The following is a 22,043-nucleotide window of genomic DNA, read 5'->3' as shown; positions in this document are numbered from 1 at the left end:
GACCGGAACTCGGCGGAGCCGCACAGGGCCGGGCCGACGCGCTCAGGCACGAACCCCAGGAGGACCCCTTGACCGGCGCCATGCCCCACCTGGACGAGACCGGCGAGAACGACGACGTCGTGACACTGCTGATGCAGCAGCACCATCACATCCGTGACCTCTTCGCCGAAGTCGAGAACGCCACTGCCGACGACCGGGCGGAGGCGTTCCGCAGACTCGTGCGCCTGCTTGCGGTCCACGAGACCGCTGAGGAAGAGGTGATCCACCCCGCGGCCCGCCGCCTCTTCGGCGACGGTGAGCAGGTGGTCGGGGATCGCCTGCAGGAGGAAAGGGCCGCGAAGGAGAAGCTGAGCCGACTGGACGACATGAGTCCCGACGATGCCGGATTCATGCCGGCCGTACGGGAGCTTCGCGCGGATGTGCTGCAGCATGCGGCGGCCGAGGAACAGTACGAGTTTCCCCGCATTCGCGAGAACGCCGACACGCAGCAGCTTGCCAGGATGGCCACGGCTGTCCGGGCTGCCGAGGCCATGGCCCCCACCCGTCCGCATCCGGGTGTCGAGACCGCGGCCGAGAACATCGCCGTCGGACCGATGGCAGCCCTGGTCGACCGGACCCGGGACGCCGTCCGCAAGGTGATGGGCAAGGACAGCAGCTGATCCACGTACCGGTCGGCCCGCCTCGGGCGAGAGTGCCATCACGCTCCCATCCCCTCGTCCGTAGGCTCCGACCCGCGGAGTACCGTCAGGGTGTCGCGCACAGGGCGAGGCGGACAGCGTGACCGTGCTGACCGAAATACCCTTCGCCTACCGTGGTACGAGCGCCCGGCGCGAGGGTGGAGCATCGGCTCGTCGCGCCGTCCTCGTACACGACCGTGACGCTCAACGTGTCGACGCAGTTGTTGGCGGCTTCGGTGTACCGCCAGCTTTCGTACATGACGACGCAGGGAGGGGCCGGCTCGTGCGACGAGGGCGCAGCGGAGACGGGGCCGGATGGCACGAGTACGAAGCTCAACATTGCGACGGGCCCCGCAGTAAGCGCGGACCTTTTCATCCCTCTCAGCATGATTCTGCCCCCCAATTGCCAGCGGTTGTATTCAAGTAGTTGCACTCTGCTCGTACGTGAAGCGCTAGGCGACTTCAAGAAGCGAAGCTTTCAGCGCCCCGCAGCGCGGAGCAAGGCACGGCAGTAACTTTCAGACGCGCACGGACTTGCCGAGTCATGGCGCCGAACGCCGTGTCAGCCCCCTCCGGGCGCTCCCCGCAGACAAACCGGGCTTCAACTATTGCAAGGTGCTTCGTGTTCAGCCTGCACGTGGCCAGGCACACAGTCGGAGTTCCAGCTGTGCACCAGGGGACAGCTGCAAGGGTTACCGCGCAGCTCCTGCTTGCTTTTGGCCAGAACAGGAGGCGGTGGTTGTGGTGTTCAGCAGACCGCTGAGGGCACCCGGCCCACCTATGGAAGGAGTCCGACATGGCGGACGACGACTTCTACACACGTGACCGTCCGGACAACCCGGCGCTCCAAGAGGACCGGCCCCGGGGTGGAGGCCCCGAGGACGTGTCGGATCGGAGCGGGGGCCGGAGGGGAAAGCCCGTGTGGCTCATCATCGGGCTCGTTGTTCTCGTAGTGATCGTCTTGGCGATGTTCATGCCTTGAGCGACGGCAGCGCAAGGCAGACGGAAGACCCAGAGGCACGAAGGTGCGATCTGTTTCGCTTCGGCCCGGGAGGTGGCGTGAAGAAGCGTGGGCAGATCGCCGTCATGGGCCCTCTGGAGTCCGAGCCGTGATGCCCCGTCAGCGCGCGAGACCGTCCAAGTCGGTTGCGCATTCGGCGGGCTGCCGATCGCCCGTGACGACGGCTGCCAAGTCCGTGCCCGCCCTGAGCAGCGCCACCGTCCGCATGGCGATCTGATCGAGGCGCTGCTGCAGTATGCGTTGCGTCTCACCCAGGCCGTCGAAACGGGCCAAGGAGTCCAAGATGGCGCGCACTTGGGGGATGCCGTAGCCGCTGCTGCGGAGGGCGGCGACGATCCGGGCCGCTCTGATCGCCGAAGTGCCGTAGCGACGTGCCCTCAGAGACGTCACTCGCTGGGGTAGGACAAGCCCCTCCTGTTCCCAGAAACGCAGGGTTGAGGGGCGAACGTCGAGCGCTGCAGCCAGTTGCGTGATCGTCATCGCATCGCTCTCCTGCTCGGTCTCGGGTGTGTTCGTCTCACCCTGGATCACCCGCAACGCTTGTTGAGCGCGCAAAGCCTCCTCCCGTTCCCGCGCAAGCCGAACATGCACCGCACTGATCGTCCCGGCTGCCGTGGCGATCGTCTCCGTCCGCAGTTCCGCGAGCATCTGCCGGGCTGCTACCGGCCCCACAGCGCCGGCAAGTCCGCGGTAAGCGCGAAGAGCGTGCACGTGAACCCGCGTGTATGAGCGGTATCCGTTGCCGGATCGTGCCGCCGGTGGAATGACTCCCAGCCGCTCCAGGTCACGGACTTGCTGCACCGAGTACCCCGACGCTCTGGCGACATCGACTGTTCTCAGCGGTGCCCGTAGAGAACCGCTCGTGGTCCCGTCCACCGGCCAACCCCACATAAGCACTTGAAGGTCATGCTTGAACCATGAGTATGGAACAGATCATCGCGACCGTGCGAGACCTCGACGGCGCGTTCGTGCTCGTCCCGGGGCCGGGAGGCGACTTCCCCGAACTCGCCTGGGGTGACGCGTTCTTCTACTACGCCCCCGACGGCCGGATGCCCGAGAACACCCAGCCCTACGGCACGATCATCACCAAGAACCATCCGGACGACACCGCCTGCGAGCTCGACCCTCCAGGCCGCTGGCGCGTGAACATTCACGTCGGCCGTGTGACGTTCCAAGAGCTCATCGGAGAGGACCCACGCGCCATCAGCCGCCCTCCTGACTACACAGCCACCGACACCGTGATGCCGCACCCCGTGTATGGCGCACTCGGCTGGATCTGTGTCGTCAACCCCGCTGAAGGGACGACCGACACGGTCGTGCGGCTACTGCACAGCGCACACGAGACCGCTCGTGCACGATTCGCACGACGACACCCAAGACAACGACACCCAAGACAACAAGGACCGGCCTGATGCAGCACGCACACCACAGGCGTCACACACCGTGGGGTCCACTCGTGCGCCCGTCTGCCTGACGGCTTCGCCTCACGGCCGGCCACCGGTGCGACACGAGGCCGTCAGTGCTGACCCGGCGGCACCGGGTCCTCGTAGCCACGGTGCCGGGCCGCGCCGGGGCGGCAGCGCAGCAGGCGTGTCACGATCATCCGGCCGCCGCGGAGGGCGCCGTGGTGGTGGAGTGCCTGTACGGCGTACGTGGAGCAGCTCGGGGTGTACGGGCAGCACGGCGGCCGGGTGGGGCTGACAGCGACGCGGTAGTGCCATACGGACCGGTACATCGCGGCGGCCAGCCGGCCGCGCGGCGGGGGCGCGGCCGGGTCTGCGCCGTGACCGGCACCGAGCGAGGGGCGCAGCAGCGTCAGCCAGAGGGCCGCCGCCTGTGACCACGCGCCGCCGCAGCAACAGGGGTGCGTCAGCGTGTCGAGGGTGCCCGCGCAGCAGCCCTCCTCCTCGCCGTCCTCGTTCCTCTTCCTGCCGCGCCGGCCGTTCCGCGCCACTGCCCACCCCCGTTTCTTCGCAATGCGGAACGATCATACGAAGGAGCGGGACGAAGACGCGCGGGGCCTTCAGCCGATGTCGAAGGCATTCGGCAGTCCGAGGAGGTAGCGGGTGCGGTCGTGGCGTCTGAGAGGCTCCAGTTCGGGGGCTCGGTACAGGGGGGTCACGGTGCAGCGTCGTGCGGTGGATCCGCATCGGTCCAGCAGGACGTTGACGGCCTGCCGGGCCGAGGTGTTGGCGCCCTCCATGGTGGCGAGGTCGATGGGTACGGCCACGTAGTCGCCGGCCAGGAAGAGGTTGGGGATCTTCGTGGCCGATCGTGGACGGTGGTGGAAGGTGCCCACCGGGTGGATGAGCAGTTGTTCGTCGTTGACGGGATCCGGCGTGCCGAGGCCGTCGACAGCGGGGTCGAGGAACCAGGAGTGCAGCACGGAGTCCTTGAGGACCGTACGGCCGCTGTCGTTGAGCGACGCCTTCAGCTGTGCCCACACCTCGCGTGCGACTTCGGTGCGGGTGCACTGCTTGGCGGTCTTGCCGTACAGGATGCCGGGGCGGTCCCACTCGGAGACGTCCACGGACAGGCAGTCCGCGACCGTACCGTCGCCGTAGTCGGCCGGGAAGTCGCGGCCGGGCCAGTGCTGGGCCTGGGCGATCGCGGTCAGCGACCACGGGGAGTCGATGAGGTCGAGGTGGCCGTGCAGGATCGGTGTGCGTTCGGTCAGGTAGAACTGAATGCCCGTCATCCAGTCCGTCTCCAGGCGGTCGCACTCGGCAAGCTGGGGGTCGGCTGCACGGACGGCGGAGTTCCATGTGCGGCGCGCATGCTCGACGGGCATCGCCGAGATGTAGTGGTCGGCGGTGACCGTCCGGCGCACACCTGAGGGGTCCTCCACGACGGCTCCGGCGATCGCACCCGCGTCCAGGGTCAGGTCCCGTACCGTCCAGCCGACACGGAACTCGACCCCGAGTGACGTCAGGTAGGTCACCCAGGGGTCGATCCATGCCTCGTTGGTGGGTGCGTTGAGGATCCGGTCCAGTGGTCCGTCCGCGCCCCGCCCGAGGGCGTTGAAGGCGAAGGCCTCCAGCAGGGTGCCGACCGTACGCGTGCTGGCCTCCTCCGCCTTGGTGGCCACGATGTTGCGGGTGATGCCGACTGCGAGGACCCGCTGGTAGTCGTAGGACATCCGTCCGGCCCGCACGAAGTCCCACCAGGGTGTCCGCTCCCACACCGTGTCGCGGCGCTGGTCGCAGCTGGTGAGGAAAACCAGCATGCGGTTGGCGAAGTAGAGGGCCTCGTGCAGGGGGAGGTTGAACGCCGTGTCCAGAACGGCGGTGAAGGCACGGCGGATTTCGTCGGGGGTGAGTTCGGCCGGGGTGTGGTCGGGCCACGGCAGCGGAATCCGGATGTCCTCACGGCCGCCCGACCGGGCGAACAGCATCTCCTTCGGGGCGAGGAGGTTGTCGTGGACGCCGCCCGGGTTGCCGGGGAACGGGATCCGCCGCATCGTGTCGGGCAGGTTGTGGTAGATGCCGGGGATGAAGCGGAAGCCGTGCTCGCCCGGCAGGGGGCGCCGGCCGCCCGCGGCACTGTCCGGTACGTCCATGCTGCGGGCCTTGCCGCCGAGTGCCTTGCGTTCGTAGACCGTGACCCGGAAGCCGCGCTCGGCGAGTTCGTGGGCGGCGGTGAGCCCGGCGACGCCGCCGCCCAGGACCGCCACTGTCTGCGGTGCGGAGGCGTCCTCGGCCGAAGCCCCGTCCGGGGTTCCGAGGGCCAACCCGCCCCCGGCGGCCGCGGCAGTGCTCAGGAACCCTCTGCGCGTGGTGCCACTCATCGCCACCCCTTACCGTTGGTAACACCGGCCGCACGAGGATAGGGGCGAGGCAACCATCCCGGAAGGCGGCCGACGCAACTTGGCTTGATGGCGTAGGACTTGGGGCGGTCACGGCGCACACCTGCCCCAGGGGCGAGGAGGATGCGTCTGCGTGGCCCTCCGGCTCACCGACCGGTCCACGGTGCACCGCTGCGGCCGGCGTCGACCGGCCCCCGGCGGCCACTGACGGCACGCAGGGCGTGAACGCCCGCAGCGGCATCCCCGGCAGCGGAACTAGGGCAGCGCCTGTTCGGCCCAGATCACCTTGCCCTGCGGGGTGTACCGGGTGCCCCAGCGCTCAGCCATCTGCGAGACCAGGAACAGGCCCCGGCCGCCCTCGTCGGTCGTCGCGGCGTAGCGCAGGTGGGGTGAGGTGCTGCTGCCGTCGGCCACCTCGCAGATCAGCGTGCGGTCGCGGATCAGCCGCACGTGGATCGGCCCACTGCCGTAGCGGATGGCGTTGGTGATGAGCTCGCTCAGGATGAGCTCCATGGTGAAGCCGATCTCCGACAGGCCCCATACTTCGAGCTTTCGGGACACGGCGTCGCGCATGCCCGATACGGCGGCGGGGTCCTGTGGTACCTCCCAGTCGGCGATCCGGTCGCGCGGCAGTTGCCGCGTGCGGGCGACGAGCAGGGCGACGTCGTCCTTGGGGCGGCCGGGAAGCACGCTGTCCAGGACGTCCTGGCAGGTCTGCTCGGGAGACCGGCCGGGGTTGCCGGCGAGCGCCTCGCGCAGCAGCTCCATCCCCACGTCCAGGTCGCGCCTGCGGTCCTCGATGAGGCCGTCGGTGTACAGGACGAGCTGAGTGCCCTCAGGGAGGCACAGTTCCGCGGTCTGGAACGGCATGCCGCCGAGGCCCAGCGGAGGACCGGCGGGCACGTCCGGGAAGGTGACGGTCCCGTCGGGCCGGACCAGCGCGGGCGCCAGGTGCCCCGCCCGCGCCATGACGTAGCGGCGCGTCACGGGGTCGTAGATCCCGTACAGGCAGGTGGCGCCCACGACGCCCGCCGCGCTCTCCGCCGTCTCGCTCTGGTCGATGCTTCCGACCAGGTCGTCCAGATGGCTCAGCAGCTCGTCGGGGGGCAGGTCGAGGGAGGAGAAGTTGTGCACCGCCGTACGCAGGCGTCCCATCGTGGCGGCGGCGTGGAGGCCGTGGCCGACCACGTCGCCGACGGCCAGGGCGACCCGGCTGCCCGGCATGGGGATCACGTCGAACCAGTCCCCACCGACGCCCGACTGGGCGGGGAGGTAGCGGTAGGCGATGTCGAGGGCGCTCTGCTCGGGCATGGCCTGCGGCAGCAGGCTGCGCTGGAGGGTGACCGCGAGGGCGTGCTCGCGGGTGTAGCGGCGGGCGTTGTCGATGCTGATCGCGGCGCGGGCCACCAGTTCCTCCGCCACCGACACGTCCTCCTCGTTGAAGCACTCGTGCTGCTCCGTGCGCCAGAAGGTGGCCATGCCCAGCACGACGCCACGGGCCTGGATCGGCGCGGAGATGAGGGAACGGATGCCGTAGTCGATGACCGCCTTGGCCCGCTCCGGGTCCTGCATGCGCCAGCCGGTGGCAGCCGGCAGGTCGCTCACCAGCTGGGCGCGGCCGCTGCCGTAGCCGCGCGCCTGCGGCGTGGCCGGAACGTAGTCGAAGAGCCGGCCCTGTTCGATGAGCGGATGGTCGTCCACGATGCCGGACACGGCCGCGCGCCGCATGTCCGTGCCGTTGGAGGCCGGCTCCTCGCCGTGCAGGACGGCGTCGGCCAGGTCCACGGTGACGAAGTCAGCGAAGCGAGGGATGGGGACGCGAGCCAGTTCGTCGGCGGTGCGCAGGACGTCGAGGCTGGTACCGATGTGGAGTCCGGCGTCGTACAGCAGCCGGAGCCGCTCCCGGGCCACCTCCGCCGTGCCCGTCACCGCCTGCAGCTCGGTGGAGTCGCGCAGGGTCACCACCGTTTCCCTGGGTCCCCCCTCGCGGCTCGTGGGCCGCTGGTTGACCGCGATCAACCGGTCTCCCGCGAGGTGCACCTCGTCGGTCACCTCGCGGCCGGAGGCGAGCAGCGCCTTGGTCTCGGGGTCGAGGCCGGGCAGGTCCTGGACGAGCCGCCCCTCGATGTCCGGGGGCAGCTCCAGCAGTCGTCTGGCCTCGTCGTTCGCCAGCATCAGCCGCCCGTCCGCGGCCACGATGAGCACCCCTTCCCTGACGGAGTGGAGCACGGTGTCGTGGTGCTCGTACATCAGGGCCATCTCGTCCGGGGCGAGGCTGTGCGTCTGCCGGCGCAGTCGTCTGCCCACCAGCGCCGTCGCGCCGGCCGACAGCGCGAGGGCTCCGGCGCCCGCGCCCAGGATGATCGGTAGTTGCCGGTTCAACTGGCTTTGGACGTTCTTGACCTTCATCCCGGCCGAGACCAGGGCCACCACGTCATCGTCGGCGTTCTTGATCGGGACCGTGGACTGCACCTCACGGCCGAGCGGGCCGTCGACGCTCTCCACATAGACCTTCCCTTCCAGCGACGGCCCGATCTCGCCCACGAACTGCTTTCCGATCCGGTCCGGCAGGGGGTGGGTGTAGCGGATGCCCGTGGTGCTCATGACCACGATGAAGTCGACGTCGGCGGCTCGGCGGGCCGCCTCGGTGAGCGGTTGAAGGATCTTGGTGGGGTCCGGGGTCCGCAGGGCTGCCAGGACGCCCGGCGAGTGCGCGAAGGTCTGCGCCACGGCCGTGGAGCGGCGCCTGGCCTCGGCACTGCTGTCCCGCTCCGACTGCAGGATCAGAGCGAAGACGCCGCAGGCAACGAGCAGCACGACCAGAGCCACCTGGAAAACCAACACCTGCCCGGCTACAGTCCGCGTGCTCTTACTGATCAGACGCTTGACCGACAGGTGTCGAAAACGGGCGAAAGGACTCGCCATGCGACCTTTCTAACACCGGTGATCCCAAGTGGCCAGGGCGCGCCGACCCCTCGTTCGGTCGACCCCGGGTGTCCGTGCGGCTGCACGACCGCGCTGCATGGGGGCCTCACCCCCTCGAAAACCGGCCACTCGCAGCACATTCTCGTGCGCGCATGATCCTTCCACCCCGCGTGTCCGATTAGACCGATAAGATGCTTTTGTGATCACGTCTGCACGGCAGTGGCGCCATCGCCCCGCCTACAGCGGCCGATGGGAAGCTGCCCGATTGGCGCCCCTGGTCCTGACCGTTCTCATCGCCGCCCTGGCGTTCTCCACCCCCAGGGAGATCGCGTTCAGCCGCCTCCTGCCCGCCGCGCCCGCCCTCGCGGCCGCGATGTGGCCCGTGATCCCCACCATGCTGCTGGGGGCGTTCTGCCTCGTGCTCATGATCGTCCTCAGCCTCTTCCACACCGACCTGGGGACGCCGTACACATCGGCCGCGATCATCGCGGTCACCCTGGCGGCCGCGTACGGCAGCCATGTCCGACTTCAGCGGGAGGAGACGCTGTTCCAGGTCAGGCTCGTCGCGGACGCGGCCCAGAAAGTGCTGCTTCGCCCGCTGCCACGCCACATCGCGGGCGTCGAGATCGAGTCGCTGTACCTGGCGGCCCAGGAGCAGGCCCGGATCGGCGGCGACTTCTACGAAGCGATCGGTACGCCGTACGGGGTCCGGCTGCTCATCGGTGACGTGCGGGGCAAGGGCCTGTCCGCCGTCGGGGCGGCGTCGGCGGTGATCAGCTGCTTCCGGGAGGCCGCCTACGACGAGCCCGACCTGCAGGGCATCGTCCACCGCCTGGAGACCACCGTCATACGTCACAGTGCCGCCTTCCCCGTGGCCGACCAGCCCGAGCACTTCGCCACCGCTCTCCTCGCCGAGATCCCGCACGGCGGCGGCCGGATTCGGCTTCTGAACTGCGGACATCCCCCACCGCTGATCGCGTGCTGCGGGGAGGTCCGGGTCCTGGAGCCCTCCCTCCCCTCCCCACCCCTCAACCTCGCAGGGCTGATCGGTGACCGCTACTGGGTCGACGTCGTCGCCTTCGCCCCGGGTGAGCAGCTGCTGCTCTACACGGACGGCGTATCGGAGACCCGGGACCACACGGGCCGCTTCTTCCCGCTGCCGGACTGGATGCGGCGGCAGGACCCCGAACACCCCCGCGAGCTGCTGGACCATCTGCACCGGGATCTGCTCCGGCACAGCGGCGGACGGCTCGAGGACGACATCGCGGCTCTCGCACTGAGACGCAGCACCGCGCTGGATCGGGGAGTCGTCGGGGGCTGAAAGGTCGGGTCGGCAGCCGGCACACCCGCCGGACGGGCATCCTCGCCGCCCTGCCCGGTTCACCGCTCGGGAGGGCATGGCCGCCGCAGCGCGGCCGGTCGGCCGGCCGGCCAGTCGATCACGGAATCGACTCCGGCGCCATGGGTACCCCGCTGTGAACCCAACACTTCCAAGCTGCTTTCGGAGAGTCATGACGCAGGGGATTGAGAACGAGCAGGGCAATCGGTTCTGCAAGGCGTGCGGCACGCCGGCCGAGGACGGGAAGCTGTGCAGCCGCTGCGGCGCGGTGCTGGACCTCCCCTCCGGGGGCGGACTGGTCGAAGACGAAGGTGCAGCTGTGCGGCGGGACTTCGAGGGGCGCTCTGCGGGCGACTGAAGCAACTGAGGCAGGTGAGCCGCCCCGCGAGGGCTCGGAGCGGCACCGCACCCGTTCAGCCGGCAGGCGCGTCACCGTCCCTGCCGGCTGTTCTGTGCCGCCGCAGGGCGCGGTGACCGCGCCGAGCACGGCGCCGATGGCCACGATCGCCAGTCCGCGCAGCCACACCTGTGTCTCGATGCGCGCGGCAAGCAGGATGCAGGACGCGATGCCCGGCACCGGCAGTGCGGTGGAGTCCTGACCTGGTCCCGCGATCGAGGCCCACGGCGTACGGCCGTCACGCGCTCTTCGCGCCCGGCGTCACCCGCCGCCTCGTCGAGGCGTACGCACGCCAGAGCGCCGGCGAACAGCCTGCGGACCTGTACGCGTTGACCTCCCGCGAGCCGGAGGCCCTGGGACTGATCGCACGCGGGCTGTCCAACGTGAAGATCGCCGATCACCTCTACATGAGCGAGGCCACCGTCAAGACCTACCTCGACCGCACCGTGGCCAAGCCGGACTTGGACAGCAGGGCCGAGGCGGTGGTGGTGGCGTACGAATCGGGCCTGGTGCCCGGTGGGTGGCGGGAGGTGTTCGGACAGCAGAGTTAGCTGGTCACCTTCTCAACGTGCTGTCGTTCAACGCGGAGCCCCTCAGCGCCAGTCGTCGATCACGTAGGCGTCCGGGTGGCTGTAACCGGGTTCGTTGGGCTTGTGCATGGTCACGCCTTGCAGTTGGGTACGGAACCCGCGGTCGACCATACGCCGGTAGGCGTCCTGGCGGGCCAGGTTCACTCCGGCGTCCAGCTGCCCCAGCCCCTTCTCGGTGGCCAACTGCTCACACGCGTCCAGCAGTCGCTCGAACCGGTCCGCGGCGCCCGGGCCAGGCCGTACGGCGCCGAACTTGACGAAGCACACGTCCTCACCGGCCTCCGACCCCGCTCCGCAGTGGCAGACGGCCAGAGAGTCGAGGCCGGAGTCGGCGCCCTCGAGGAGGAGGGTGTCACCGAGGCCCTGCGCCTGTGTCGCCTCGATCTCCCTGTCCAGGCTCAGGCCCTCGTACACGGCCCCCGTCAGTGCGCGACCGAGGCTCAGTGCCTCGCGCCGCTCGGCGGCGGTCAGCTCGCCGTAGAGCCTGCGGCCGCTCACTGGCGTGCCTGCGGCGACCTGCTTCTTCATGACGGCTGTGAGGAATCGGGGCCAGAAACCGTACCGGCGGTAGAACTCGAGGTGCTTGGGGCTGTGCGAGAAGGTGAACAGGCCGCGGTGGCGGTTCTCCCAGGTGTCGAAGCAGGCCAGGACCGGTTCCATGAGGCGCCTGCCGATGCCCTGGTCCCACAGATCCGGACGTATGGTCAGCGGGCCGAAGAACCCTACGCTGCCCCAGTCGGCGGCGAAGTTCGACCCGACGACCTCGCCCTCGACGGTCGCCGCGAATGCGGCGTGCGGATCTGCCGCCCAGCGGGTGCGGACGTAGTCGACGGTCCCGAAGAACGTCTCCGGCTCAGGGGCTCCGAGAAAGGTCCCGAAGGCGACCCTGAAGATCGCGTCCGCCCTGTCCAGATCCGGCTCGCTCAGCGGGCGGACCGACACCGAGGCGGCGACACCAGTTCGCTTCGCTGCGGACATGATCGCTCTCCTTTCCGCCCCCGGTTCCATCGCACCACGGACGCGCGCCGCGGGCGAAGCGACGGGGTCGGCGGGGGTCCCCGGCGGGGCCGGAGAGCGTCAAGTGTCAAGATGGGCACATGACTATCAAGGTATTTTTCGACATCACCATCGACGACGTCCCCGCCGGCCGGATCAACCTGGACCTGTTCGACGACGTCGCCCCCAAGACCGTGGAGAACTTCCGCGCACTGGCGACCGGCGAGAAGGGCTTCGGCTACAAGGGCTCGTCCTTCCACCGCGTCATCCCGGAGTTCATGCTCCAGGGCGGCGACTTCACCCGCGGCGACGGCACGGGCGGCAAGAGCATCTACGGCGAGAAGTTCGCCGACGAGAACTTCACGCTCAGGCACACCAAGCCGGGCCAGCTCTCCATGGCCAACGCCGGGCCGAACACCAACGGCTCGCAGTTCTTCATCACCACGATCGCGACGCCGTGGCTCGACGGCAAGCACGTCGTGTTCGGTGAGGTCGCCGACGAGAGCAGCATGGAAGTCGTCCGGAGGATCGAGAGCTACGGCTCCCGGTCCGGCCGCACCTCGGCCACCATCACCATCGCCGACGGCGGCGCTCTCTGACCTCAGCGCAGGGTGTCGGGACCCGACGGTTCCCGACACCCACCCCGCCCGACCGGTGCCGCACGGGCAGAATGCCGACAGCGTCCTACGGCACGTAACGGACGCACAGCCGACAGTCACCGACCGCCCCGCTGTGACACACGGCACGGATGCGGCGCCCAAACGATGGAATGCAGACGAGCGGGCAAATGGTTGGCATATACATCTGACTGTCAGCCTGTGAGGTACTCGTGAATCACTCCGTCCCTGAGCAGCCCGCCGACGTCGTCGCCCGCCTGCGCGCGACCTTCCGCACCGGTCGGACCAAGCCCGCCGAGTGGCGCGTGGCCCAGTTGCGCCGACTGCGCGACATGCTCACCGAGAACGGCACGGACCTGGCCGCCGCCCTCCATGCCGACCTGGGCAAGAGCGCCACGGAGGCCTTCCGCACCGAGATCGACTTCACCGTACGCGAGATCGACCACACCCTCGATCACCTCGCCGGCTGGCTGCGGCCGGAGCCCGCTCCGTCCCCGGCTCACCTCGGCACCGACGTGACGGTCTGGACGCAGTACGACCCCCTGGGTGTCGTCCTCGTCATCGCGCCCTGGAACTACCCGGCGCAGCTGCTGCTCGCTCCCGTGGTCGGTGCCCTGGCCGCCGGCAACGCGGTGGTCGCCAAGCCCAGCGAGCTGGCCCCCGCCACCTCCGCGGTGCTGGCCCGGCTGCTGCCGGCGTACCTCGACACCGACGCGGTCGCCGTGGTGCAGGGCGGGGTTCCCGAGACCACGGCCCTGCTGGCGGAACGCTTCGACCACATCTTCTACACCGGCAACGGCACGGTCGGCCGGATCGTGATGCGCGCGGCCGCCGAGCACCTCACCCCGGTCACCCTCGAACTGGGCGGCAAATCACCGGCCTTCGTGGACCGCGACGCCGACCTGGCCGTCGTCGCAGACCGGTTGGCCCGCGGCAAGTTCCTCAACGCCGGACAGACCTGCGTGGCCCCGGACTACGTCCTGACCGATCCGGAGACCGCGGCGGCTCTGGAGCCGCTGTTGGCGAACGCCGTGAAGGCGCTGTACGGCAGCGACCCGGCCGCGTCCGGCGAGTACGGCCGGATCATCAACGAACGGCACTTCGACCGGCTCACCGGCCTGCTCGACTCCGGTCGCACCGTGGTGGGCGGCACGAGCGACCGTTCCACGAGGTACATCGCACCCACCGTCCTCGCGGACGTCGCCCCCGACGCACCCGTCATGCGCGAGGAGATCTTCGGCCCCATCCTCCCGATCGTCACCGTCCCCGGCATCGGCGAGGCGATCGGCTTCGTCAACGACCGGGACAAGCCGCTCGCCCTGTACGTCTTCACCGACTCCGACGAGACGCGGCGCCGGTTCGCCGACGAGACCTCCTCGGGCGGCCTGGGTTACGGCCTGCCGCTCGCCCATCTCACCGTCTCCGACCTGCCGTTCGGCGGGGTGGGAGAGAGCGGCATGGGCAACTACCACGGCCGCTACTCCATCGAGACCTTCAGTCACCGCAAGGCGGTACTCGACAAGCCGCTGCACTGACGCCCACGGCCCAGGCTCCGACGCGGCCTCACATCACCAACCGCTAGACGCTGAGAGATCGTAGCCCCGCCCCCGTGTAGTGAGTGAAGGCGGTTGCCCGCGCGCCGAGGAGTGGCGCGCGGGCCTCTTTCATCTCCGCGGACGTGCCACCAGCCGACGCAGTGGCAACGACGCGCGCCGCCCCAGCTGTGCGTACGAAAGATGACAGCACAGCTCGGGGAGATTCGCCGTTGACCGACGAGGAACAATCGGAGTTCTGCGTGTCCTGCGGCAAACGCCTGGTCGGACAGGTCTGTCTGCCGGCCGACCCACCGAGGTAGTCGGGCCGGACGAGCAGAGCATGGCCCTGGCGCAGGCACTGGGGCGGGTCCCCCGGCGGCAGCGCCTCGCCATGGTCATGCTCGCGGCCTGCGCATCCGGCTACTGGGTCCTTCGACGCGCGTCCTTGTGACGGCCGGAGGGCGCCGCCCGCAGGTGACATGCGGGTGGCCGGAGACATGGGGGGGACTCGAAGTGGTCGATGTGGGAACCGGAAGAGCAGCCCTGGCACACGAGGCGGGCCGGATGCCCGGGCGCCGGCCCCTTCACCGGAGAAGAGACCACGATGGCGCACGAAGACGACAGCCGGCAGGCCGTACCGAACCCACGGGGGAGGCGCGCCGACGGCGACGGCGGCACGCGCCGCCGTCCTTTGCGGGAGCGGCACGTCGAGGAGACGGTCGAGGTCGCCGTGCCGGTGCGGACGGCGTACAACCAGTGGACGCAGTTCAAGACCTTCCCGCGCTTCTCGACCGTGGTGCGCGGCGTCGAGCAGGTCAGGCCCACGGTCACCGTCTGGTCGATCGGCTACGGGCCCCTGCGGCACCGCTTCCCGGTCGAGATCGTGGAGCAGGACCCGGACGCCTACCTGGCCTGGCGCGGTCTGGAGCAGAACCCTTCCCACCAAGGGGAAGTCGAGTTCATGCCGACGGAGTCCGGCGGCACCGCGATCACGGTCCGGATGCTGCTGGAGCCACGGGGAGCGGCGAGGCTGCTCACGCGCTCCACCGGGGCCGCCCGGCTGGTGAACGCCGAACTGGTGAACTTCAAACAGTTCATCGAGGGACTGGGGCAGGAGGGCGGGGCCTGGCGGGGCACCATCCGCAACGGCCGTGTGCAGCACGACCATCCGGAACCGCCCAGGAGCCGCGTGGCCCAGTGGCCCGTCGGCTGACGGGCCACCGAACACCGCCCGCCGGATACGGCAAGAGAAAGGCGAATCGATGCAGAACCCGCCCGGCGAGGAGCCGGAGACCACCCTCTCCGTGACGCCGCCGAAGAAGTGGGCGGCCGGTGTTCCCGCCGTCGTGCACGCGCTGGAGTACTCCCTGGAGCAGACCTCCCCGCGCAAGACCGGGGTGGACCTGCTGACCATGAACCAGGTGGGTGGCATCGACTGCCCCGGCTGCGCGTGGGCGGACCCGGCCCCGGGCCGGCGCCATCGCAACGAGTACTGCGAGAACGGCGCCAAGCACATCAACGACGAGGCCACCACGCGCCGGATCACCGCCGACTTCTTCCGTGAGCACAGCGTTGCCGACCTCGCCGGACGCTCCGACATGTGGCTCAACCAGCAGGGCCGACTCACCGAGCCGATGATCAAGCGGCCCGGCTCCGAGCACTACGAGCCCATCCGCTGGAACGACGCCCTGGGCGTCCTCGCGCAGGAGTTGAAGGCGTTGGCCTCCCCCGACGAAGCCGTCTTCTACACCTCCGGACGCGCCAGCAACGAGGCCGCCTTCGTCCTGCAGCTCTTCGCCCGCGCCTTCGGCACCAACAATCTGCCCGACTGCAGCAACATGTGCCACGAGTCCAGCGGCTTCGCCCTGAGCGAGACCCTGGGCACCGGCAAGGGGACCGTCAGCCTCGACGACCTCCACCACGCCGACCTGATCTTCCTGGTCGGGCAGAACCCGGGCACCAACCACCCGCGTCAGCTCTCCGCCCTGGAGGAGGCCAAACGCAACGGCGGCCGCATCGTGGCGGTCAACCCGCTACCGGAGGCCGGGCTGCGGCGCTTCAAGAACCCGCAGAAGCCGCGCGGGGTCGTGGGACGCGGCACGCAGATCGCCGACCGCTTCCTGCACATCAAGCCCGGCGGCGACCTCGCCCTGTTCCAGGCCCTCAACCGGCTGCTGCTGGAGGCCGAGGACGCCCGGCCCGGCACCGTCCTGGACCACGACTTCATCGACGCCCACACGACCGGCTTCGAGGAGTTCGCCCGGCACGCCCGCACCCTGGACTGGGAGGACGTCCACACGGCGACCGGACTGACCCGCGAGGAGATCGAGAAGGTCCGCGACGAGGTCCTGACCAGCGAACGCGTCATCGTCTGCTGGGCGATGGGCATCACTCAGCACAAGCACGGCGTGCCCACCATCCGCGAGATCGTGAACTTCCTGATGCTGCGCGGCAATCTGGGACGTGCCGGCACCGGCGCCTGCCCGGTGCGCGGCCACAGCAACGTCCAGGGCGACCGCACCATGGGCATCTGGGAGCAGATGCCGGACACCTTCCTCGACGCCGTGCAGAAGGAGTTCGGTTTCGACCCGCCGCGCCCGCACGGCCTGGACTCGGTGAACTCGATCAAAGCGATGCGCGAGGGCCGCGTCAAGGTCTTCCTCGCCCTGGCCGGCAACTTCGTCCGTGCCGCTCCCGACAGCGAGGTGACCGAGGAGGCGCTGCGCTCATGCCGGCTGACCGCCCACATCTCCACCAAGCTGAACCGCTCGCACACCGTCTGCGGTGACACCGCGCTGATCCTGCCGACGCTGGGGCGCACCGAGCGTGACGTCCAGGCCGACGGTGAGCAGTTCGTCACCGTCGAGAACTCCATGAGCGAGGTGCACACCTCCCAGGGCCGACTCGAACCGGCATCCCCGCTGCTGCTCAGCGAGGTCGCCATCCTGTGTCGGCTCGCCCGCCGCACCCTGGGCGGCAAGCCGGACATCCCCTGGAGCACGTTCGAGGGTGACTACGGCACCATCCGCGACCGCATCTCCCGCGTCGTGCCGGGCTTCCACGACTTCAACGCACGGGTGACCCGCCCCGGGGGCTTCCAACTGCCCAACCCGGTCAACGAGGGCGTCTTCAACAACAAGGTCGGCAAGGCCCTGTTCACCCGCAACGAACGCGTGGTCCCCCGGGCGCCGGAGGGGCATCTGCTGCTGCAGACGCTGCGCTCGCACGACCAGTGGAACACCGTCCCCTACAGCAACAACGACCGCTATCGCGGCATCCACGGCAGCCGCCATGTCGTGCTCGTCAATCCCGCCGATCTGACCGAACTCGGCCTCGCCCAGGGCGATCACGTAGACCTGGTGAGTGTGTGGGCGGACGGCTCCGAGCGCCGGGCCGAGAACTTCGAGGTGGTGTCCTACCCCGCCGCCAAGGGGTCGGCCGCCGCCTACTACCCGGAGACGAACGTCCTGGTGCCGCTGGACAGCGTCGCCGACATCAGCAACCAGCCCACGTCCAAGGGCATCGTCGTACGCCTCGAACCCACGAGCGACCGAGCGCGGCCTGTGACCGCCTGACAGCGGCACGATTCCGTCGGGGCGTCGAACGATGTGCGTCGCCCGTTGCCCTTTGTTCTTCGCCCTTCGCCGACGAACGGTGCTTCTGCCGTGACGAGGGGCCCGGCAAAGCCGGGCCCCTCGTTTCGCGTGGCGGGGACGCAGGATGTGGACCTGCGCCTCCGGCTCATGGGCCCAACGGGCTATCGAGCCGCTCCGCCCCGCAGAGGTGCCGCCGCCGTGAACAGCGGCTCACGCGGGGCGGTACGCATCGTCCTTCGTCAGCCGCGCACGATGTTCTCGGCCTGGGGGCCCTTCTGCCCCTGCGTCACGTCGAAGGTGACCGGTTCGCCCTCGATCAGTTCCCGGTAGCCGTTGCCGGAGATGTTGGAGTAGTGGGCGAAGACGTCGGGGCCGCCGCCGTCCTGGGCGATGAATCCGAAGCCCTTTTCGGCGTTGAACCACTTAACGGTGCCGCTGGCCATGCTGCTTGTCCTTCGATATCGCCGAGAGGTCCCGGCTGGTCCATGAGGTGCCGTCCGGAACGTGGACGACACCCGGGTACCGTTCTACCCCCTCAGCCGCCGATCATCCGACCTTTCCTCCGATCGTGGGGGTGTGCCGTACGCCGCGTGGTCGGCACCGTGCCGGTCACCACGGCGATCACGTGGGCGCGGGAACGTTCCCGGCTCATCCATGGAGCCAAGTCAGCCAGGTGCCCGTCGCCCGAGCGAGGGGTGACGGCGCACCTGCGAGGCGTGGGCCTCGCACCTTCGCCGGTGACTCGGACGGCAATGATGCGGGGCACCGCTGGTGGCAGCGCAACAGCGACACGTGGAGCTGGCTGGGAGACCGCTTTCCGGCGGGGGTGACGCTCCCGCGTGACGGCAGGCTCTTTCACTGGATCGGTGCGAACACGCAATCGGCGCAGTTGTCCGCCTCCGTGGAACTGCTGGCGCTTCTCGTCGAACTCGAACGAACGAGCCAGGGCCACCACCTGGTCTGCCACAGTCATGGCGGCTCGGTCATCGTCATCGATCATGCGGCAGGAGCCTGCCATGGGCTTCTCGTGCTCTCAAGATCCCAAACGTGGTCCGCAACGAACCGTCAGGGCAGCGCCAGTGTGGCTGTGGAGCCGTGGCCGGGTTCTGAGGGAAGCAGTTGAACAGTTGTTGGTCGGCAATCCGGCCGCGGGCTACGCTGCGCTGGCTCCGCCCGGTTGATGCCCGTGACTACGAAGGTGGTCGTCCGGCTCTGCCCATTCGGAACAGTTCCTGAAAACCGCCGACGTGCGCATGACTCGACTTTTGTCCAGACGTTCAGGAAGGAAAGCGACCATGAAGCGATCGACTCGTGTGAAGGCGTTAGCGGCGCTCCCGGCAGTGGCGGCGTGTCTCGCGGTGGCGCCGACGGCCTCTGCCGCGTCCGCCGGGACCGCCGCGCCCACCTGCGTCACCGACAGTGCGACGAAGACCTTCGGCCGTGGCGAGATCAGCATCTGCATCGAGAACGGCCGGGCGCGCGTGACCGGATGGGTCGAGGACCTGAAGCCCGGCGGCTGGGTGGATGGGGAGTGCGTGGCCTGGTACATGACCTGGCAGACCGCCGCCGGGGACGACTGGAGTTTCGCGCCCGTGGCCTGCGGTCATGCGGGTGGCGCTTACGTGACCTTCGACTACGACCCGTCGGACTGGTCCCAGGGCCCGCAGGGCATCACGGGCGTGAAGAACGTGTCGCTGGGCCTGTTCGACGCCTGACAACGGCCGGCACGAGTGGGTGCGCCCGGCGCCAACGACCCTTTTCTGGGCGGGATTTGACTGGCCAGTCCGGTGTGGGGCCCGCACCTCCCCTGTGAACGCAAAGCCGAGCATTTCCTGGCCTTCGTCTGCATCGCAGCATCCCCCCTCGGCTACCGCCGGCTCACCAACCTGAACGACCTTTCGGAGGACGACCGACAGAGGCCGCGCATCTGCCCGGCGCTCACCGGCGTCAATCCGCCATCCGGCCTGCCCTGTTCCCGGCTGTCCCTGCCGCGGGGTGGAGCCCAGCTTGATCCTCCCGTGAGATCCACGGCGAGCACATCGATGTGTATGGAGGACACCCGGATGCGTCACGCCTCGCTTCTCCTCGCAGGTGCCATGGCTTCACTCCCCCTCGTCCTGGTTCCCGCCGCGTCCGCCTCGGCGGCTCCGGCGGACAAGCCCCAGGTGCTCAGCTCCTGGACGCAGACCAGTGCTTCCAGCTACAACGCCTGGGCCGCTGCCCGCCAGAATCAGGGCGCATGGGCCTCGTACGGATTCGACTGGTCCACGGACTACTGCACCACCTCGCCCGACAACCCGTTCGGCTTCCCCTTCCAGAACGCCTGCGCCCGCCACGACTTCGGATATCGGAACTACGAGGCGGCCGGCACGTTCTCCGCAAACAAGGACCGTCTCGACTCGGCGTTCTACGAGGACCTCAAGCGCGTCTGCGGCGCGTACTCCGGCGCCAGCAGGACCGCGTGCAACAGCACGGCATGGACGTACTACCAAGCGGTCAGAGTCTTCGGCGCGCCGTCGGTCGACGGCGGCGCGGCGAAGGCGCCGGCTAGGGCCGAGCCCGCCGACGCCTGACGGTGGCGGTGGCTCCGGGCCGGGGAGGCGCGTCCCCGGCCCGGAGCCCCGGGTCAGTTGCCGGTGGGCGGCAGGAGGGACACCAGCGTGCTGCCGTTCCGGGCGACGAGGGCGTCCCCGTAGAGCAGGAGCTGGGGCGAGCCCGCGAAGCCGGGCTTCGTCCTGCCGGTGTCGACGTGGTCGCGCCAGACCTGTGCGCCCGTGTGCAGGTCGAGTCCCGACAGGTTTCCGGTCGGGTCGAGGAAGTACACGACTCCCTGCCTGGTCGACACCACGGGGGAGGCGATGCTCTGCATGGTGTCCTGGCCGGGCACCTTGACGCCCACCGGGCGGGTCCACAAGGCCTTGCCCGTGGCCAGCGAGTGGGCCGAGGCCTCGCCCTTCCGGGAGACGGTGATCAGGCGGTCACCGACGACATCGGATCCGGCCAGAGCCCCCTTGACCCGGTAGGGGTGTGAGGCATGTTCTCCCGAGCCGTTGACGGTGGTCAGCTGCAGGTCCTTCCGGTCCTCGTCGCGCGCCGCGAGCAGGACCATGCGGTCCCCCGAAGTGCCGATGAGCTGCTGCATGCCAGGGAGGGTCGTGACCTTCGTGGCGCTGCCCGTGGCGGGATCGAGACGGATGACGTCGGTGCCGTCCGGCTTCTCGACGTCCCGCGCGCACAGGAGGTAGGGCACGCCGCTCAGCACGGCCCGCTGACACACGATGCCCTTGTCCCAGGTGTGGCGCCACTTCTCCTTGCCGGTCAACGGGTCGAGGGCCGACATCGTCCGCACCGACGGAGTGTTCGCCAGCACCGCGCCGTCTATGGGCATGGCGGCCTGCTCCGTGCGGTCGTCCTGCGGCATCTGCACCGTCCACAGCACCTTGCCGGTGTCGGCCTTCACCGCCATCAGGTCGGTGCCGCCGAAGTAGTCCCCGTTCGACTGATTCTGCGCCGTGTGATTGCGGTAGGCGTAGACCACGCCGTCGCGCACGGCGAACGGGTGGTCGATGCCGTCACCTTCGCGATTGACCTCGACGCTCCACAGCCGCTTGCCCGTGTTGGCGTCGATCTTCGCGACGTCGTACGCGGACCCGCTGCAGTACAGCGCGGAACCGTCCACCAGACATCCCCGCTCGCCGGCGCCCGCAGCGCTGCTCTGCCACGGCTTCCAGCCCTGCGGCGGTGTCGCCGGTGAGGCCGCCGGGCGCACGGGGCGCTCATGGCGTGCCGAACCGCCGTCGCCGAAGCCGAACACCGCGCCCACGCTGATCGCGGCCACCGCGACCGCCGTCCCCGCGGCCTGCGAGAAACGCCGCCTGCTGCGCCGCCGCACCACCTTCTCCACCAGGTCCCCGGGCGCCCGCACCCGGTCCAGGGCGACCGCGTGCAGCGTGTCCCTGACCTTGTCCTCCACGCGTTCCGTCGTCATCGCTGAACCTCCTTGGGCGTGTAGCCGAGCGACTGGATCCGTTCCGTGGGCCGTTCGGGGCCGAGTTCCGGTACGAGCTTCCGGAGCTTGGCGAGTGAGCGGTGGGCCGTGCTGCGGACCGTGCCGACCGGGCATCCCAGCAGCGCCGCGACCTCGGACTCGGGCAGGTCCTCGAAGTAGCGCAACACGACCACGGCCCGCTGCCGGTTCGACAGACGGCCGAGCGCCGCCCACAGAGCGATCCGCAGGTCGGAGTCCGGCCCGGCCGCGGCGTCCCCGGCGGCATCGGGCAGCACGGGCACCGTCGTCTCCGCGTGGTGTCTTCGCAATCGCCAGCGGTTCACCTGCTGGCGGTACATCACCTGCCGGACGTAGGCCTCGTGCTGCTCGATGCGCGCCCAGCGCCCGTAGGCCTTCATCAGTGCGATCTGCAGCAGATCCTCCGCGGCGTACCGGTCACCACCGGTGAGCAGTACCGCGACCCGCAGCAGCGCGGTGGAGCGCATCTCCACGAACTCCCGGAACTCGTCATGACTCGAGGCCTCCATCGACCCTCC

At 69.4% G+C, this 22,043-nt stretch carries 20 protein-coding genes and 1 pseudogene; 12 read left to right on the top strand and 9 right to left on the bottom strand.

The window, feature by feature from the left end; genetic code table 11:
- The first annotated feature begins 80 nt into the window (after positions 1-80).
- On the top strand, positions 81-659 hold the full coding sequence (locus tag ACFZDI_RS10220; RefSeq protein ID WP_234750256.1) for a hemerythrin domain-containing protein: 579 nt from the start codon (positions 81-83) through the stop codon (positions 657-659).
- 85 nt (positions 660-744) lie between these two features.
- On the opposite strand, the gene ACFZDI_RS10215 is transcribed toward ACFZDI_RS10220, so the two are convergent.
- Positions 745-1,017, bottom strand: a complete 273-nt coding sequence (locus tag ACFZDI_RS10215; RefSeq protein ID WP_391249166.1) for an alpha-amylase — start codon at positions 1,015-1,017, stop codon at positions 745-747.
- 456 nt (positions 1,018-1,473) lie between these two features.
- Between ACFZDI_RS10215 and ACFZDI_RS10210 the strand changes: the two genes are divergently transcribed.
- Positions 1,474-1,659 carry a hypothetical protein gene (locus tag ACFZDI_RS10210; protein WP_391249164.1) on the top strand — a complete coding sequence of 62 codons (186 nt, stop codon included), beginning with the start codon at positions 1,474-1,476 and terminating at the stop codon, positions 1,657-1,659.
- A gap of 138 nt (positions 1,660-1,797) precedes the next feature.
- Here the strand turns inward: ACFZDI_RS10210 and ACFZDI_RS10205 are convergent, their stop codons facing one another.
- Entirely contained in the window at positions 1,798-2,589 is a 792-nt protein-coding gene (locus ACFZDI_RS10205) for a MerR family transcriptional regulator (protein ID WP_391249542.1), read from the bottom strand.
- A 32-nt stretch (positions 2,590-2,621) separates the two neighbouring features.
- Between ACFZDI_RS10205 and ACFZDI_RS10200 the strand changes: the two genes are divergently transcribed.
- Entirely contained in the window at positions 2,622-3,110 is a 489-nt protein-coding gene (locus ACFZDI_RS10200) for a DUF6194 family protein (RefSeq protein ID WP_391249540.1), read from the top strand.
- Positions 3,111-3,214: 104 nt separating this feature from the next.
- Here the strand turns inward: ACFZDI_RS10200 and yidD are convergent, their stop codons facing one another.
- From yidD to ACFZDI_RS10185, 3 genes are all read right to left on the bottom strand, one after another.
- Positions 3,215-3,652, bottom strand: coding sequence for a membrane protein insertion efficiency factor YidD (gene yidD, locus ACFZDI_RS10195; protein ID WP_391249162.1), 438 nt, complete (start codon positions 3,650-3,652; stop codon positions 3,215-3,217).
- 69 nt (positions 3,653-3,721) lie between these two features.
- Complete coding sequence (locus ACFZDI_RS10190; RefSeq protein ID WP_391249160.1) at positions 3,722-5,485, bottom strand: FAD-dependent oxidoreductase; 1,764 nt, start codon at positions 5,483-5,485, stop codon at positions 3,722-3,724.
- 273 nt (positions 5,486-5,758) lie between these two features.
- Entirely contained in the window at positions 5,759-8,428 is a 2,670-nt protein-coding gene (locus tag ACFZDI_RS10185; protein WP_234750134.1) for a SpoIIE family protein phosphatase/ATP-binding protein, read from the bottom strand.
- A 274-nt stretch (positions 8,429-8,702) separates the two neighbouring features.
- Between ACFZDI_RS10185 and ACFZDI_RS10180 the strand changes: the two genes are divergently transcribed.
- From ACFZDI_RS10180 to ACFZDI_RS10170, 3 genes and pseudogenes are all read left to right on the top strand, one after another.
- Positions 8,703-9,749 (top strand): PP2C family protein-serine/threonine phosphatase, encoded by a 1,047-nt coding sequence (locus ACFZDI_RS10180; protein ID WP_234750248.1) that lies wholly within the window; start codon positions 8,703-8,705, stop codon positions 9,747-9,749.
- A 190-nt stretch (positions 9,750-9,939) separates the two neighbouring features.
- Positions 9,940-10,125, top strand: coding sequence for a zinc ribbon domain-containing protein (locus ACFZDI_RS10175; protein WP_234750133.1), 186 nt, complete (start codon positions 9,940-9,942; stop codon positions 10,123-10,125).
- A 272-nt stretch (positions 10,126-10,397) separates the two neighbouring features.
- Positions 10,398-10,715, top strand: a pseudogene (locus ACFZDI_RS10170) (response regulator transcription factor); the annotation flags it as partial.
- A 42-nt stretch (positions 10,716-10,757) separates the two neighbouring features.
- On the opposite strand, the gene ACFZDI_RS10165 reads toward ACFZDI_RS10170, so the two are convergent.
- Positions 10,758-11,732, bottom strand: coding sequence for a GNAT family N-acetyltransferase (locus tag ACFZDI_RS10165; protein ID WP_391249157.1), 975 nt, complete (start codon positions 11,730-11,732; stop codon positions 10,758-10,760).
- A 119-nt stretch (positions 11,733-11,851) separates the two neighbouring features.
- Between ACFZDI_RS10165 and ACFZDI_RS10160 the strand changes: the two genes are divergently transcribed.
- The 4 genes from ACFZDI_RS10160 (at position 11,852) to ACFZDI_RS10145 (ending at position 17,477) form a co-directional block, all read left to right on the top strand.
- Positions 11,852-12,349 carry a peptidylprolyl isomerase gene (locus tag ACFZDI_RS10160; RefSeq protein ID WP_391249155.1) on the top strand — a complete coding sequence of 166 codons (498 nt, stop codon included), beginning with the start codon at positions 11,852-11,854 and terminating at the stop codon, positions 12,347-12,349.
- 230 nt (positions 12,350-12,579) lie between these two features.
- Positions 12,580-13,902, top strand: coding sequence for an aldehyde dehydrogenase family protein (locus tag ACFZDI_RS10155; RefSeq protein ID WP_391249153.1), 1,323 nt, complete (start codon positions 12,580-12,582; stop codon positions 13,900-13,902).
- A gap of 604 nt (positions 13,903-14,506) precedes the next feature.
- Positions 14,507-15,115 (top strand): SRPBCC family protein, encoded by a 609-nt coding sequence (locus ACFZDI_RS10150; RefSeq protein WP_391249151.1) that lies wholly within the window; start codon positions 14,507-14,509, stop codon positions 15,113-15,115.
- A gap of 49 nt (positions 15,116-15,164) precedes the next feature.
- The gene (locus tag ACFZDI_RS10145) at positions 15,165-17,477 is read left to right on the top strand and encodes an FdhF/YdeP family oxidoreductase (RefSeq protein ID WP_391249149.1); all 2,313 of its coding nucleotides are present in this window, start codon (positions 15,165-15,167) and stop codon (positions 17,475-17,477) included.
- Positions 17,478-17,737: 260 nt separating this feature from the next.
- On the opposite strand, the gene ACFZDI_RS10140 is transcribed toward ACFZDI_RS10145, so the two are convergent.
- Positions 17,738-17,941, bottom strand: coding sequence for a cold-shock protein (locus tag ACFZDI_RS10140; protein ID WP_234750121.1), 204 nt, complete (start codon positions 17,939-17,941; stop codon positions 17,738-17,740).
- 852 nt (positions 17,942-18,793) lie between these two features.
- Here ACFZDI_RS10140 and ACFZDI_RS10135 point away from each other — a divergent pair.
- Both ACFZDI_RS10135 and ACFZDI_RS10130 read left to right on the top strand, forming a co-directional pair.
- Entirely contained in the window at positions 18,794-19,213 is a 420-nt protein-coding gene (locus tag ACFZDI_RS10135; RefSeq protein WP_361111422.1) for a hypothetical protein, read from the top strand.
- A gap of 348 nt (positions 19,214-19,561) precedes the next feature.
- Positions 19,562-20,071: a phospholipase A2 gene (locus ACFZDI_RS10130; RefSeq protein ID WP_391249146.1), complete on the top strand. Its 510-nt coding sequence runs from the start codon at positions 19,562-19,564 to the stop codon at positions 20,069-20,071.
- Positions 20,072-20,124: 53 nt separating this feature from the next.
- On the opposite strand, the gene ACFZDI_RS10125 is transcribed toward ACFZDI_RS10130, so the two are convergent.
- Both ACFZDI_RS10125 and ACFZDI_RS10120 read right to left on the bottom strand, forming a co-directional pair.
- Positions 20,125-21,486, bottom strand: a complete 1,362-nt coding sequence (locus ACFZDI_RS10125) for a PQQ-binding-like beta-propeller repeat protein (protein ID WP_234750114.1) — start codon at positions 21,484-21,486, stop codon at positions 20,125-20,127.
- On the bottom strand, positions 21,483-22,034 hold the full coding sequence (locus ACFZDI_RS10120) for a SigE family RNA polymerase sigma factor (protein WP_391249144.1): 552 nt from the start codon (positions 22,032-22,034) through the stop codon (positions 21,483-21,485). Before ACFZDI_RS10120 ends, ACFZDI_RS10125 begins: the two co-directional genes overlap by 4 nt.
- Between the last annotated feature and the right edge of the window lie 9 nt (positions 22,035-22,043).

This window comes from Streptomyces sp. NPDC007907 (assembly GCF_042959365.1).
Lineage (GTDB): Bacteria > Actinomycetota > Actinomycetes > Streptomycetales > Streptomycetaceae > Streptomyces > Streptomyces indiaensis.
Note: the sequence above shows the minus strand (reverse complement) of the source record. Positions and strands in the feature narration are given on the sequence as shown.

What these genes read in the sequence shown, in the direction of transcription:
- ACFZDI_RS10220 (WP_234750256.1), top strand. Translation starts at nt 81, where the DNA reads ATGCCCCACCTGGACGAGACCGGCGAGAACGACGACGTCGTGACACTG.
- ACFZDI_RS10215 (WP_391249166.1), bottom strand. Translation starts at nt 1,017, where the DNA reads ATGTTGAGCTTCGTACTCGTGCCATCCGGCCCCGTCTCCGCTGCGCCC.
- ACFZDI_RS10210 (WP_391249164.1), top strand. Translation starts at nt 1,474, where the DNA reads ATGGCGGACGACGACTTCTACACACGTGACCGTCCGGACAACCCGGCG.
- ACFZDI_RS10205 (WP_391249542.1), bottom strand. Translation starts at nt 2,589, where the DNA reads ATGTGGGGTTGGCCGGTGGACGGGACCACGAGCGGTTCTCTACGGGCA.
- ACFZDI_RS10200 (WP_391249540.1), top strand. Translation starts at nt 2,622, where the DNA reads ATGGAACAGATCATCGCGACCGTGCGAGACCTCGACGGCGCGTTCGTG.
- ACFZDI_RS10190 (WP_391249160.1), bottom strand. Translation starts at nt 5,485, where the DNA reads ATGAGTGGCACCACGCGCAGAGGGTTCCTGAGCACTGCCGCGGCCGCC.
- ACFZDI_RS10185 (WP_234750134.1), bottom strand. Translation starts at nt 8,428, where the DNA reads ATGGCGAGTCCTTTCGCCCGTTTTCGACACCTGTCGGTCAAGCGTCTG.
- ACFZDI_RS10175 (WP_234750133.1), top strand. Translation starts at nt 9,940, where the DNA reads ATGACGCAGGGGATTGAGAACGAGCAGGGCAATCGGTTCTGCAAGGCG.
- ACFZDI_RS10165 (WP_391249157.1), bottom strand. Translation starts at nt 11,732, where the DNA reads ATGTCCGCAGCGAAGCGAACTGGTGTCGCCGCCTCGGTGTCGGTCCGC.
- ACFZDI_RS10160 (WP_391249155.1), top strand. Translation starts at nt 11,852, where the DNA reads ATGACTATCAAGGTATTTTTCGACATCACCATCGACGACGTCCCCGCC.
- ACFZDI_RS10150 (WP_391249151.1), top strand. Translation starts at nt 14,507, where the DNA reads ATGGCGCACGAAGACGACAGCCGGCAGGCCGTACCGAACCCACGGGGG.
- ACFZDI_RS10145 (WP_391249149.1), top strand. Translation starts at nt 15,165, where the DNA reads ATGCAGAACCCGCCCGGCGAGGAGCCGGAGACCACCCTCTCCGTGACG.
- ACFZDI_RS10140 (WP_234750121.1), bottom strand. Translation starts at nt 17,941, where the DNA reads ATGGCCAGCGGCACCGTTAAGTGGTTCAACGCCGAAAAGGGCTTCGGA.
- ACFZDI_RS10135 (WP_361111422.1), top strand. Translation starts at nt 18,794, where the DNA reads ATGAAGCGATCGACTCGTGTGAAGGCGTTAGCGGCGCTCCCGGCAGTG.
- ACFZDI_RS10130 (WP_391249146.1), top strand. Translation starts at nt 19,562, where the DNA reads ATGCGTCACGCCTCGCTTCTCCTCGCAGGTGCCATGGCTTCACTCCCC.
- ACFZDI_RS10125 (WP_234750114.1), bottom strand. Translation starts at nt 21,486, where the DNA reads ATGACGACGGAACGCGTGGAGGACAAGGTCAGGGACACGCTGCACGCG.
- ACFZDI_RS10120 (WP_391249144.1), bottom strand. Translation starts at nt 22,034, where the DNA reads ATGGAGGCCTCGAGTCATGACGAGTTCCGGGAGTTCGTGGAGATGCGC.